The 12,125-nt window shown below is 73.9% G+C and carries 14 protein-coding genes; 9 read left to right on the top strand and 5 right to left on the bottom strand.

Annotated elements, in window-relative coordinates; genetic code table 11:
* The first annotated feature begins 6 nt into the window (after nt 1–6).
* Nucleotides 7–2,361 carry a beta-glucosidase gene (locus tag ACQCO7_RS06835; protein ID WP_464070981.1) on the top strand — a complete coding sequence of 785 codons (2,355 nt, stop codon included), beginning with the start codon at nt 7–9 and terminating at the stop codon, nt 2,359–2,361.
* 3 nt (nt 2,362–2,364) lie between these two features.
* Here ACQCO7_RS06835 and ACQCO7_RS06830 read toward each other — a convergent pair whose 3' ends face one another.
* On the bottom strand, nt 2,365–2,652 hold the full coding sequence (locus ACQCO7_RS06830; protein WP_464077163.1) for a hypothetical protein: 288 nt from the start codon (nt 2,650–2,652) through the stop codon (nt 2,365–2,367).
* Nucleotides 2,653–2,814: 162 nt separating this feature from the next.
* Here ACQCO7_RS06830 and ACQCO7_RS06825 point away from each other — a divergent pair, with 162 nt between their 5' ends.
* Complete coding sequence (locus ACQCO7_RS06825; RefSeq protein ID WP_464070980.1) at nt 2,815–3,465, top strand: DedA family protein; 651 nt, start codon at nt 2,815–2,817, stop codon at nt 3,463–3,465.
* A 66-nt stretch (nt 3,466–3,531) separates the two neighbouring features.
* Here ACQCO7_RS06825 and ACQCO7_RS06820 read toward each other — a convergent pair whose 3' ends face one another.
* Nucleotides 3,532–4,062 carry a gamma carbonic anhydrase family protein gene (locus tag ACQCO7_RS06820; RefSeq protein WP_464070979.1) on the bottom strand — a complete coding sequence of 177 codons (531 nt, stop codon included), beginning with the start codon at nt 4,060–4,062 and terminating at the stop codon, nt 3,532–3,534.
* A gap of 100 nt (nt 4,063–4,162) precedes the next feature.
* Between ACQCO7_RS06820 and ACQCO7_RS06815 the strand changes: the two genes are divergently transcribed.
* From ACQCO7_RS06815 to ACQCO7_RS06805, 3 genes are read left to right on the top strand one after another with little or no spacing between them, the layout of a single operon-like run.
* Nucleotides 4,163–4,927, top strand: a complete 765-nt coding sequence (locus ACQCO7_RS06815) for an acyltransferase (protein WP_464070978.1) — start codon at nt 4,163–4,165, stop codon at nt 4,925–4,927.
* Between the two features lie 45 nt (nt 4,928–4,972).
* Nucleotides 4,973–5,545, top strand: a complete 573-nt coding sequence (locus ACQCO7_RS06810) for a helix-turn-helix domain-containing protein (RefSeq protein WP_464070977.1) — start codon at nt 4,973–4,975, stop codon at nt 5,543–5,545.
* Nucleotides 5,546–5,602: 57 nt separating this feature from the next.
* Entirely contained in the window at nt 5,603–6,163 is a 561-nt protein-coding gene (locus ACQCO7_RS06805; protein ID WP_464070976.1) for a YbaK/EbsC family protein, read from the top strand.
* Between the two features lie 382 nt (nt 6,164–6,545).
* Here the strand turns inward: ACQCO7_RS06805 and ACQCO7_RS06800 are convergent, their stop codons facing one another.
* Nucleotides 6,546–7,616: a cation diffusion facilitator family transporter gene (locus ACQCO7_RS06800; protein ID WP_464070975.1), complete on the bottom strand. Its 1,071-nt coding sequence runs from the start codon at nt 7,614–7,616 to the stop codon at nt 6,546–6,548.
* Nucleotides 7,617–7,672: 56 nt separating this feature from the next.
* On the opposite strand from ACQCO7_RS06800, the gene ACQCO7_RS06795 reads away from it, so the two are divergent.
* Nucleotides 7,673–8,041, top strand: a complete 369-nt coding sequence (locus ACQCO7_RS06795) for an ArsR/SmtB family transcription factor (RefSeq protein WP_464070974.1) — start codon at nt 7,673–7,675, stop codon at nt 8,039–8,041.
* Here the strand turns inward: ACQCO7_RS06795 and ACQCO7_RS06790 are convergent.
* Nucleotides 8,035–9,234, bottom strand: a complete 1,200-nt coding sequence (locus tag ACQCO7_RS06790) for a 4-hydroxybenzoate 3-monooxygenase (RefSeq protein ID WP_464070973.1) — start codon at nt 9,232–9,234, stop codon at nt 8,035–8,037. The two genes, ACQCO7_RS06795 and ACQCO7_RS06790, sit on opposite strands and share 7 nt — an antisense overlap.
* A gap of 39 nt (nt 9,235–9,273) precedes the next feature.
* On the bottom strand, nt 9,274–9,684 hold the full coding sequence (locus ACQCO7_RS06785) for a CoA-binding protein (RefSeq protein ID WP_010354012.1): 411 nt from the start codon (nt 9,682–9,684) through the stop codon (nt 9,274–9,276).
* Nucleotides 9,685–9,866: 182 nt separating this feature from the next.
* Between ACQCO7_RS06785 and ACQCO7_RS06780 the strand changes: the two genes are divergently transcribed.
* The 3 genes from ACQCO7_RS06780 to ACQCO7_RS06770 all read left to right on the top strand — a co-directional run bounded on the left by ACQCO7_RS06780 (nt 9,867) and on the right by ACQCO7_RS06770 (nt 12,121).
* Nucleotides 9,867–10,595, top strand: a complete 729-nt coding sequence (locus ACQCO7_RS06780; protein WP_464070972.1) for a hypothetical protein — start codon at nt 9,867–9,869, stop codon at nt 10,593–10,595.
* A gap of 359 nt (nt 10,596–10,954) precedes the next feature.
* Complete coding sequence (locus ACQCO7_RS06775) at nt 10,955–11,470, top strand: SixA phosphatase family protein (protein WP_464077162.1); 516 nt, start codon at nt 10,955–10,957, stop codon at nt 11,468–11,470.
* Nucleotides 11,471–11,494: 24 nt separating this feature from the next.
* On the top strand, nt 11,495–12,121 hold the full coding sequence (locus ACQCO7_RS06770) for a YigZ family protein (protein ID WP_464070971.1): 627 nt from the start codon (nt 11,495–11,497) through the stop codon (nt 12,119–12,121).
* Nucleotides 12,122–12,125 lie beyond the last annotated feature (4 nt).

Genomic DNA, 12,125 nt, shown 5'->3' with positions numbered 1-12,125 from the left:
GCCCTCATGCCCTCCCCTCTCTCCCGGCGTTCCCTCCTCACCCTGCTGGCCGTCTCCGGGTTCGCCTCCCCCGCGGCCGGTGAGGAGGAGGGGGCGGGCGTAGCCGACAGTCGCGTCGACAGCCTCGTATCCCGTCTCACCCTCGACGAGAAGCTCGGCCTCCTGCACGGCGCCCCCGACCCCGACCCCCTCGGTCAGGCCGGGTACCTCCCCGGCGTACCCCGGCTCGGCATTCCGCCCCTGCGGCTCGCCGACGGGCCGGCCGGGGTGAGGGTCGCCGCGAGCGCCACCGCGCTGCCCGCGCCCGTGCTGCTCGCCTCCGCCTTCGATCCGGACCTCGCGCGCCGGTACGGGCAGGTCATCGGGCGTGAGGGGCGGGCGCTCGGGCAGGACGTGCTGCTCTCGCCGATGGTCAACCTGCTGCGTACCCCTTACGGGGGCCGGAACTTCGAGACGTTCACCGAGGATCCGCTGCTCGCCGCCGACCTCGTCGCCGCCGAGATCGAGGGCATCCAGAGCGAGGGGCTGATCGCCACCGTCAAGCACTTCGCGCTGAACAACCAGGAGGCGAACCGCGAGAACATCGACGTCAGGGTCGACGAACAGACGCTGTACGAAGTCGAGTTGCGTGGTTTCGAAGCCGCCGTCGCCGCACGCGTCGGCTGTGTCATGGGCGCCTACAACAAGGTCGACGGCACCTACGCCTGCGAGAACGAGCGTCTCCTCACCGGCGTCCTGCGCGACCGCTGGGGCTTCGACGGCTGGGTCATGACCGACTGGAACGCCGCGCACAGCACCGCCGCCTCCCTGCGGGCCGGGCTCGACATGGAGATGCCGGACGGGGCGTACTTCGGGGCCGCGTTGAAGGCGGCCGTCGTCAGCGGGGAGGTGCCGGAGGCGTACGTCGACCGGGCGGTACGGCGGATCCTCGCCGTACGGGAGCGGTTCGGGCACTTCGACGGAACCGTACGTCCCGCGCGGGACGCCGAGGCGGGGGCCGCCGTCGCGCTGGAGGTCGCCAAGGCGGGGGCGACCCTGCTGCGCAACGAGCGGGGGACCCTGCCGCTGCGGGCCGGTGAATCGGTCGCGGTGATCGGGGCCAGTGCCGACTACCCGTTCGTCAGCGGCGGGGGCAGCGCGCATGTCGTGAGCGCGGGGGCACAGAGCCCGCTCGCGGCGATCGAGCGGCGGATGGGGGACGTGACGTACGCGCTCGGGGAGGACCTGTTCGGGAAGGACATGGTGCTCGGGGAGTCGGGGGCGTTCACCGGCGAGGGCGAGCACACGTTCGTCCTGCACTTCACCGGCTCTCCCGTCGAACGGCCGAAGGTCCTCCTCGACGGCGAGGAACTCTTCCCCCTCGCCCCCGGCTGGAGCGAGTACTTCGTCGGCGGCCTCACGACCACCGCCCCCGACGGCCTCACCGTCCGCCGCGCCACCCGGCACCTCGCACCCGGCGAACACACCCTCAAGATCACCGGCGGCGACCCCGGACAGCGCTTCCGCCTCCGGCACATCACGGAAGCCACCCGCGCGCGGGACGTCGCCGAAGCCGTGGCCGTGGCCCGCGCCGCCGACCAGGTCGTCCTGTTCGCGTACGAGGACGCCACCGAGTCCCTCGACCGCACGACCCTCGCCCTCCCCGGCAACCAGGAGCGCCTGATCGAGGCGGTGACGCGGGCCAACCCGCGCACGACGGTCGTCCTGAACGCGTCCTCCGCGACGGCCATGCCGTGGCTGGAGCGGACCGGCGCCGTGCTCCAGATGTACTACCCCGGCCAGGAGGGCGCCGCCGCGACGGCCGCCGTCCTCGCCGGGGACTGCGACGCGGGCGGGCGGCTCACCCAGTCGTTCCCCGTCGACGACACGCACCACCCCGTCGCCGGGGACGCCCGGCGCTACCCCGGTGCGGACGGGGTCGTCGAGTACTCGGAGGGCGTGCACACGGGCTACCGCTGGTACGACGCGCAGGGCGTGCGTCCCCTGTTCCCCTTCGGGCACGGGCTGTCGTACACGTCGTTCGCGTACACCGACCTCGCGGTGAACGCCGACGGGCGGGGCATCGGCGTGGAGTTCACGGTCGTCAACACGGGCGGGCGGGACGGGGTGGACGTGCCGCAGGTGTACGTGGGTCCCTCGCCGGACGTCGCTCTCGCGCAGGCCGTGCGGGTGCTGGCCGGGTACCGGCGGGTGGCGCTGCGGGCGGGGGAGCGGCGCCGGGTCCGGGTGGAGGTGGCGGCGCGGACACTGTCGTCGTGGGACCCCGGGGCGGGGCGGTGGGTGCTGGGGACGGGGGCGCGGACGGTGTGGGTGGGGGCGTCCGCGGGGGAGTCGAGGCTGAGGGGCCGGGTGGAGGTGTGAGGCTCAGTTCGTGCAGACGTCCTTGAGGCGTTCGGCGGCGCGGTCGATCTTCGTGGAGTCGGGGGAGTCGCCGTCGAGGATGTCGCGGTTGTAGTCCTGGATCGCGCGGTTCAGGTCGTCCACCGCCTTGTCGGCCTCGCTGCCGTCCCAGTCCTTCCTGTGGTCGATCGTGTCCGTGTTGGACAGGCAGCCGGAGGTGTCGTCCCACTCGCAGCCGGTGAGCAGGGCGGCCGACAGGGCGACGGCGACGGCGGTCGTGGCGAGGGCGGCGGGGCGGCGTCGGCGGAGCATGGTCACGGAGGAACCCTTCGGTTGATGGTGCTCCTTACGATCCCGTCGGCAGGGGCCCGCCACGAGGGAGCGCGCACCCGGACCCGAGGTGTAGCCCGCTCCACCCCCGCGTGTTCGGTAGGCTCGCGGAGTTCGTCGACGTCCAACGGAAGGAACCCGGCGGTGCACGTCCAGGAGTGGCTCGACTCGGTGCCCCCGGCCGCCGTATACGCCGTGGTGGGGCTGGTCATCGGCCTGGAGAGCCTCGGCATTCCGCTGCCCGGCGAGATCATCCTCGTCTCGGCCGCGCTGCTCTCCTCCCAGCACGCGGGCATCAACCCGATCGTCCTCGGTGCCTGCGCGACCGTCGGCGCCGTCGTCGGCGACTCCATCGGCTACGCGATCGGCCGCAAGGGCGGACGGCCGCTGCTCGCCTGGCTCGGCAGGAAGTTCCCCCGCCACTTCGGCGCCGGGCACATCGCGACCGCCGAGCGCTCCTTCGAGAAGTGGGGCATGTGGGCGGTCTTCTTCGGCCGCTTCATCGCCCTTCTGCGGATCTTCGCCGGGCCCCTCGCGGGGGTGCTGCACATGCCGTACTGGAAGTTCCTCACGGCGAACGTCCTCGGCGGGATCGTCTGGGCCGGGGGCACCACCGCCGTCATCTACTACGTCGGGATCGTCGCCGAGGACTGGCTGAAGCGGTTCTCGTGGCTGGGGCTGGTCCTCGCGCTGCTCATCGGGGTCACGTCGATGCTGGTGCTGAAGCGGAAGGCGAAGAAGGCACAGGCGCAGGGGGATGCCGAGGGCGCGGAGCCGGTGCCCGCGGCGGAGTGAGAGGGCGCGCTTCTGCGGCTCGGGGGCGCGGGAGCCGGGGCTTGTCGGCGCCCGCGCCGCAAGGGGTCAGGCTTCGTGAACTCCCTTGTGTTCCTTGGCCAGTTCCGCGTACACCGTCCCGTTCAGCGTGACCCCCTCGCGCTCCTCGGGCGTCAGTTCGCGCCGCACCTTCGCCGGGACCCCCGCGACCAGCGACCCGGGCGGGACCACCATCCCCTGCGGGACCAGCGCCTGCGCGGCGATCAGTGAACCCGCCCCGATCACGGCGCCGTTGAGGACCGTCGCCCCCATCCCGACCAGGCAGTCGTCCCCGACGGTCGCCCCGTGCACGACCGCGTTGTGCCCGACCGACACGCGCTCCCCGATGCGCACCGGGAACCCGGGGTCCGCGTGCAGCGTGCAGTTGTCCTGGACGTTGCTGTCCGCGCCGACCGCGATGGACTCGACGTCCCCGCGCAGGACGGCCCCGTACCAGACACTCGCGCCGGCCCCGAGCGTCACGTCGCCGATCACGGCCGCCGTCGGCGCGACGAACGCCCCGCCGTCGATCTTCGGCTCCCTGCCCCCGATGCCCGTGATCAGAGCCCGCTGCGTCATCGACGCCTCCTCGTGTCGCTGGTGTCACCGCACCGTACGCCACCGGGCGTGGGGTGAAGATCACAGGGCGGGGGCGTGCGCGGGCGACTACGGTGGGCGCGTGCCGAAGCCCAAGAACACGTTCTCGTCCTGGCGGCGTCGTCTCGCCCAGCGCGCCGTGCACGCCGGGTGGGAGTGGGTGCGCAGCACGGGCGCGGTGACCGCCGAGCGTCCCGGCCGCCTGCGCTTCGGCGCGATCGGCGAGCACACCCGCCTCGCGTTCCCGCTCGGCACGGTCTTCGGCGAGCCCTGGATCCACCTCGGCTCCCACTGCATCGTCGCCGAACAGGTCACGCTGACGGCCGGTCTCATGCCCGGCCTCGACCTCGGCCCCGACCCGATCCTGCGCATCGGCGACGGCGTCGTCCTCGGCCGGGGCAGCCACGTCATCGCGGACACCACGGTGACGATCGGCAGCGACTGCTACTTCGGGCCGTACGTGTACATCACGTCCACGAACCATTCGTACGACGATCCCCACGAGCCCATAGGCAAGCAGTGGCCCCGCATGGAGCCCGTCGAGATCGGCCCCGGCTGCTGGATCGGCACCGGCGCGGTGATCCTCCCGGGCGCGCGGATCGGCCGGAACGTGGTCGTCGCCGCCGGCGCCGTGGTCCGGGGCGAGGTCCCCGACCACGCCGTCGTCGCGGGCGCGCCCGCACGGGTCGTACGCCGCTGGACCCCCGCCGAGGGCTGGCAGCCGCCCCTGCGTACGCCCCCGCCCGTGCCGATCCCCGAGGGCGTCACCTCCGAGGAACTCGTCGCGCTCTCCGGTCTCGACGAGGAGGCCGTGGCGGGGCTGGCGCGGCTCGAACCGGAGCGCTGAGTAGACTCGGCGCTTCCCAAGTACCGGCCCTGAAGTGGATGGATCGTGGCGGACCTCGAACTGCTGACCCAGTACCTGGCACGCAACGTCAAGCACTGGCGGGCCGTACGCGGCTTCACCCTCGACGTCCTCGCCGCGCGGGCCGGGGTGAGCCGGGGGATGCTCATCCAGATCGAGCAGGCCCGCACCAACCCGAGCATCGGCACGGTCGTGAAGATCGGCGACGCGCTGGGGGTCAGCATCACGACGCTGCTCGACTACGAGCGCGGCGCGAAGGTCCGCATCGTCCCCGGCGAGGACGCGGTACGCCTCTGGCACACCGACGCGGGCAGCTACAGCCGGCTCCTCGCGGGCACGGAGGCGCCCGGTCCCGTCGAGCTGTGGGAGTGGAAGCTGATGCCGGGCGAGAGCAGTACGTCCGAGCCGCACCCCGCCGGGACCGTCGAACTCCTCCACGTCACCTCCGGCGAGCTGACCCTCACGGTCGACGACACGGAGTACCGCGTACCGACCGGCGCGAGCGCGACGTTCGACGCCAACAACCCTCATACGTACGGCAATCAGGGGCCCGTACCGGCTGTCCTGGTCCTCGCGGTCTCGGTGCCGCCGGTGCCCTGAGGCGGTCGCTTCCCGGGCGTGTCCGGTGGTCGTGGCGCCTGCTGTTAGCGTGCGGCCATGCGCGCACCCATCGGAGACTTCGACACCGCGACCCCTGCTCCCGACTGCCTCGACGACCTGGTCGGCCCGGTCGCCGACGCCGTACGCGGCTGGAGTGCGGGCGTCCCCGCAGACCAGATCCTGTACGTCGAGACCGATCCGCAGTGGGCCGACACCGCCGTGTTCGTCGAGCACTACGGGCGCGAGCTGCTGGAGCAGTCGGCGAACTGTGTCGTGGTCGCGGGGAAGCGGGGCGGGGAGACGACCCTGGCCGCGTGCGTGGTGCTGTCCGCCGCGCGGGTGGACGTCAACGGGGTGGTCCGGCGCCAACTGGGCGCGCGCAAGGCGTCGTTCGCGTCGATGGACGTCGCCACCGGGGAGTCCGGGATGGAGTACGGGGGGATCACGCCGATCGGACTGCCGGGCGGGTGGCCGGTGTTGGTGGACGCGGCGGTGGTGGAGCTGCCGTGGGTGCTGGTGGGGAGCGGGCGGCGGCGGGGGAAGCTGCTGGTGCCGGGGAAGGCGTTCGGGGAGCTGGCGGGGGCTGTGGTGGTGGAGGGGTTGGGGGTTCGGGGCTGAGGGAGCCGGAGGGTGGGGTGTGGCGGGGGGCGGGGTGAGGTGGGGCGGTGTTACGGGGCGGGGAGGCGGGGTGAGGTGGGGCGGCATGGTGAGGTGGGGCGGCGTTGTGGGGGCGGGGCTCGCTGTTCGGTGAAGTCCGTTCGGTGGGGCCGCACTTGGCCGGGGCCGCTCGGCCGGGGTGCGTCGGCCGGGCTCGGCTGATCCGGCTCGTTCGGCGAGGCTCGGCTTGGCGGCTGGCCCGGCTGGCCCGGCTGGCCCGGCTGGCCCGGCGAGGTTCGGCTTGGCGGCTGATCCGGCTTGCTCGGCGAGGTTCGGCTTGGTGGCTGGCCCGGCTCGTTCCGTGAGGTGCCGCTCGACGCCGCCTGGGCGCATCCCGTCGCGGTCACGCCCGCGCATGGTGCGCCAGCCCCAAGTGCGGGTCCGCCAAGCCCTGTTGCGGTGCCGGGTCCGCGTGGACCAGGGCTGCCGTGAGGCGGGGTACGGCGTGCAGGAGGGCATGTTCCGCGTTCACCGCGATCTCGTGGGCCTCGCGCACCGTCGCCTCGCCGTCCACCACGACCGCGACCTCCGCGCGCAGGCGGTGGCCTATCCAGCGCAGGCGCAACTCGCCCACGTCACGCACGCCTCGGACCTCGCGGAGGGCCGCTTCCGCGCGGTCCGTGAGGGCCGGGTCGACCGCGTCCATGACGCGCCGGAACACCTCGCGCGCCGCGTCGCGCAGGACGAGGACGATCGCCGCCGTGATCGCCAACCCCACGATGGGGTCGGCGAGTTGCCAGCCCAGCGCGGAGCCGCCCGCGCCGAGCAGCACCGCGAGCGAGGTGAACCCGTCCGTGCGGGCGTGCAGCCCGTCGGCGACCAGTGCGGCCGAGCCGATCTCGCGGCCGACGCGGATGCGGTAGCGGGCCACCCACTCGTTCCCGGCGAAACCGGCCAGCGCGGCGACGGCCACCGCCCCGACGTGGTCGACGGGACGCGGGTCCAGGAGCCGGTCCAGCGCCACCCACCCCGCGAACGCCGCCGACGCCGCGATCGTCAGCACGATCACGATGCCCGCGAGGTCCTCGGCCCGGCCGTAGCCGTACGTGAAACGCCGGGTCGCCGCGCGGCGGCCCAGCACGAAGGCGATGCCCAGGGGGACGGCCGTGAGGGCGTCCGCCGCGTTGTGGACGGTGTCGCCGAGGAGGGCGACGGAGCCGGAGACGGCGACGACGGCGGCCTGGGTGAGGGCGGTCGCGCCGAGGATCGCGAGCGAGATCCACAGGGCACGCAGGCCGCGCGCGGAGGACTCCAGGGCGGGGTCCAGCTTGTCGGCGGTCTCGTGGGAGTGGGGGCGCAGGAGGTGGGCGAGGCGGTGGCGGAGGGGGCGCGGGTGTGCGTGCGAATGGGTCTGTCCGTGTGGCTGCTCGTGTCCGTGGTGGTGCTCGTGTCCGTGGTGGTGCTGTCCGCTCATCGCGTTCCCCTTCCCTCGCCCTGGACTTACCCAGCCTCCCGCCGCATTATGTGCGTATGAGCGCACGCATGCACCTTTCATCTGCACACCATGCGCACCCACTCACCCCCGGCGAGGAACAGTTCGCCCTGGCCGCCGAACTCCTCGCGCTGCTGGGCGACCGCACCCGCCTGACCCTGCTGCACGCCCTGAAGGAGGGCGAGGCGGACGTCGGGACGCTCACGGAGATGTGCGGCGCCGCGCGCCCGGCCGTCAGCCAGCACCTCGCGCGGCTGCGGCTGGCCGGGCTGGTGAGCACGCGCAAGGAGGGGCGGCGGGTGATCTACTCGCTGCGCCACAGCCACCTGGAGCGGCTGGTCGCGGAGGCACTGAACGTGGCGGACCACCGGATGACCGAGACGGGCTCGGACCCGGCGCCTCAGTAGTGCTCGGCGCTGCCCAGGTACTGCTCCGCGAACGCCGTGGCCGCCGCCGGTGACGTGAACAGCCGCCGCAGCCGCGCGAACGACGTCCCCGCGCGGAAGGGGTCCCCGGTGGCGGAGCCGTGGTAGACCTCCGACAGCCACTGCGAGAACTCCTGGTAGTCCCACACGCGGCGCAGACACGCGTCCGAGTACCCGTCGAGCCCCCGCCCGTCGCCCCGCAGCAGGTAGGCCACCAGCGCGTCGCCGAGCAGGAACGCGTCGTGCAGCGCGAGGTTCATGCCCTTCGCCGCGATCGGCGCGATCAGGTGCGCCGCGTCCCCGGCGAGGAACAGCCGCCCGTACGACATCGGCTCGACCACGTAGTCGTGCATGTCCAGGACACGCTTCTCGATCAGCTCGCCCTCGGCGAGCGAGGGGGCTCCGGCCGCCTCCAGGCGCGTACGCAGGGCCGCCCACACGCGCTCCGGCGGCCAGTTGTCCGGGTCGTCCCCGGGCGGGCACTGGAGGTAGTACCGGGTCACCTCGGGGCTGCGCGCCATGTGCCCGGCGAACCCGTCCGGATGCACGCCGAACAGCACGCAGTCCGAGGACGGCGGCGCCTGCGCGAGGAGCGCCAGCCAGCCGATGCCGTAGTCGTGCCGGGCCACCCGCGCGTGGCCCTCCGGTATCGCCGGACGGCTCACCCCGCGCGCGCCGTCCGCGCCCACCACGAAGTCGCAGTGCAGCAGCCGCCGTTCACCCGTGGGGTCGGTGTACGACACCGTCGGGCGCGCTGTCGTGAGGCCGTCGATCCCGACGTCCCTGACCCCGAAGCGGGCGTCTCCCGCGCGGACGTCCACGTACTCCCGGACGAGGTCCGTGACCAGCAACGGCTGCGGGTAGACGTAGTGGTGGCGGCCCGTCAGCTCGCCGTACGCGAAGCGGTATCCGACGCCCCCGAAGCGGAATTCGCACGCCGAGTGCCGCTCGGCCCGCTCCAGCAGGCGGTGCGCGAGGCCCCGCCGGACCAGAGCGCGCACGGCCCACTCCTCCAGCACCCCCGCGCGCGGGCGCTGTTCGATGAACGCCCTGCTCTCCGCCTCCAGCACCACGCACTCCACCGACGCGGCCCGCAGGATCGTGCCGACGGCGAGGCCCGCGGGCCCTGCGCCGATGACGACGACCGGAACGCGTTCGGGGGACGGTGAGTTCACACCGCCAGTATGGACGCCGGGTCCGACAACGCCTCCGGCCTACCGGCCCAGCCTCGGGATCTCGATCGCGGGGCAGCGGTCCATGACCATGTCGACGCCCTGCGCACGCGTACGCGCGTAGGCGTCCTCGTCGACCACGCCCAACTGGAACCACACCGCCTTCGCGCCCTTCGCCACGGCCTCGTCGGCCACCGCGCCCGCGAGGTCGCTGTTCACGAAGACGTCCACCACGTCCACGGCGAACGGGATCTCCGCGAGGGACGCGTACCCCTGCTCCCCGTGCACCGTCTCCGCCTTCGGGTGCACCGGCACGACCCGCTTCCCGAACCGCTGGAGCACCTCGGCGACCCCGTACGCCGCGCGCGTGGGGTTCGTCGACAGGCCCACCACGGCCCAGGTGTCGCCGCTCTCGGTGAGGATCTTGCGGACCGTTGCCTCGTCGCCGTACACGGGGGCCTCCAGAGGGGCGCGGGAAGAAGTGTCGCTGGTGCCAACCGCCGGAGGGGGCGGGGGATTCCGGGCGGCCGGTACGCGCGCGTGGAGCGCGCCACCGGTGTCCTGTTTCCGCGACTTTCCCGCCGTTTCCCCTCCATCGCACTGCGCGCGGGCGCCGGGCCGCCTACGCTCGCCCCGTGCTCCGCATCATCGACGCCCGTACCGGCCAGTCCGTCGCCGCAGCCCCTGTCCGCCGTGGTCTCACCCGCGTCGAGGTGCACGCCTCGGGGTACGGGACGGGCTCCCTGCGCGTGCTGCTCGTCGCCGACCTCCTCGTGCGGGCGCTCGAACTCGGCGGCACGCCCGTGTGGACGCTGCTCACCGGGGAGCGGGATCAGGCCGAGCTGCGGGCCGGGGCGGTGGCGCTCGGGGCGCGGCCCTTCGAGGACAGCCGGGACGTCGGGGCGGGACTCGGGGAGGTCCAGGTGGTGCACGTCGCGCGGGAGGACGCCGCGCGGCCCGACGGGCCGGTGCTCACCGTGGCCCCCGTGGAGGGCGTGACGAGCCCCTCGGCGGCCTGGGACACCGACCCGGCCGTCCTGCGCCTCGCACTGCTCGCCGCGCGCCGGGGGACGGCCCTCAGGCTCGACGAGGACGCGGTGCGCGAGGCCCGCGAGACGCTGGCGCGCTGGCGGCACGCCGTCGCCGACTGGGCCCGCAGGCCCTCGCGCCCGGTCCCCGACGCCGTACGCGCGCGCCTGCGCCACGCCTGGGAGGACGACCTCGACGTCCCGGCGGTCCTCGGCGCCCTGCGCGACGTCGAGACCGACCCCGCCCTCCCCGACGGCGCCCGCTTCGAGACGTACGCGTACGCCGACCGCCTCCTCGGCCTCGACCTCGTACGCGACCTCGGGAGCCTGGCATGAGCGCGCGGGGCGGCGAGGACTTGCCGCGCGCCTATGCGGGGGGCGATGGCGTCAGTCGCGAGGGCGGGGGAGGAGACGGGCGCGCCCGCGCGGAGGGGGACAGTGTCGGCCGCGTCCGCGCGGGGGAGGGCGGCGCCGGCCATGCCCGCGCGGGAGGGGACAGCGTCGGCCGCGCCCGCGCGGGAGAGGAAGACATCAACTTCGGGCGCGCCCGCGCGGGAGGTGACGGCGTCGATTTCGGCCATGCGGGAGGGCTGGGCATCGGGCGTACCCGCGCGGGAGGTGCCGGTCCCGGCTTCAGCCGTACCCGCGCGGAAGAGCCTGCGGAGAGCGGCTTCGTCCCCGCCGGCACCGGTCCCCTGCGTCGCCTGGTCGTCCTGCGGCACGCCAAGTCCGCCTGGCCCGACGGCGTCCCCGACCACGACCGGCCCCTCGGCCCCCGGGGCCTGCGCGACGCCCCCGCCGCCGGGCGCGCCCTCGCCGAGGCCGACTGCCTTCCCGACCTCGCCCTGTGCTCGACCGCCGAACGCGCCAGCCACACCTGGGAGTTGGCGTCGCGCGAGTGGGGCACCCCGCCTCCCGTACGCCACGACCCCCGCCTCTACGGCGCCGACGTCCCCGAACTCCTCGACGTCCTGCGCGAGACGTCCCCCGAGGTCGAGACGCTGCTCCTGGTCGGCCACAACCCCGGCCTGGAGGACCTGGTCCTGGACCTCGCGGGCGACGGCGTGGACGACACCCTGGAGCGGGTCGCCGTGAAGTTCCCCACCTCCGCGATCGCCGTCCTCGCCTGGCACGCGACGACCTGGCGCACGCTCGCGCGCGGGACGGCGCTCCTGACCTCGGTGACCGTCCCGCGCGGGAAGAAGCCCTGACCGGACGCCCCGTAGGCTGACCGGATGCAGGACGAGTACCGAACCGTCGCCCGCGCGGGCGTGCACGAGACCGAGGTCAACCGCTCCCGCTTCCTGTGCACGCTCGCACCGGCGGCCACCGAGCGGGAGGCCCAGGACTTCGTCGCGGCCGTCCGCAAGGAGTACGCCGACGCCACGCACAACTGCTGGGCGTACGTCATCGGTGCCGACGCGTCCGTGCAGAAGGCCAGTGATGACGGCGAACCGGGCGGCACCGCCGGGCTCCCCATGCTCCAGATGCTGACCCGCAGGGACATGCGGTACGTCGTCGCCGTCGTCACCCGCTACTACGGCGGCGTCAAACTCGGCGCGGGCGGCCTCATCCGGGCCTACGGGGGTGCCGTCGGCGAGGCCATCGACACCCTCGGCACGATCACCAGGCGCCGCTTCCGCCTCGCCACCCTCACCGTCGACCACCAGCGCGCCGGGAAGCTCCAGAACGACCTGCGCGCGACCGGGCGCGAGGTCCGCGACGTCCGGTACGAGGAGGCCGTCACGATCGAGATCGGGCTGCCCGACGCCGATGTGCCCGCGTTCCGGGGCTGGCTCGCGGACGCGACGGCGGGGACGGCGGGGTTCGAACTGGGCGGGGAGGCGTACGGCGAGGTGTGAGGCC

The organism is Streptomyces saintjeani (genome assembly GCF_055409605.1).
The sequence above is the reverse complement of the archived record's forward strand: the minus strand, read 5'-3'. Positions and strand labels throughout refer to the sequence as shown.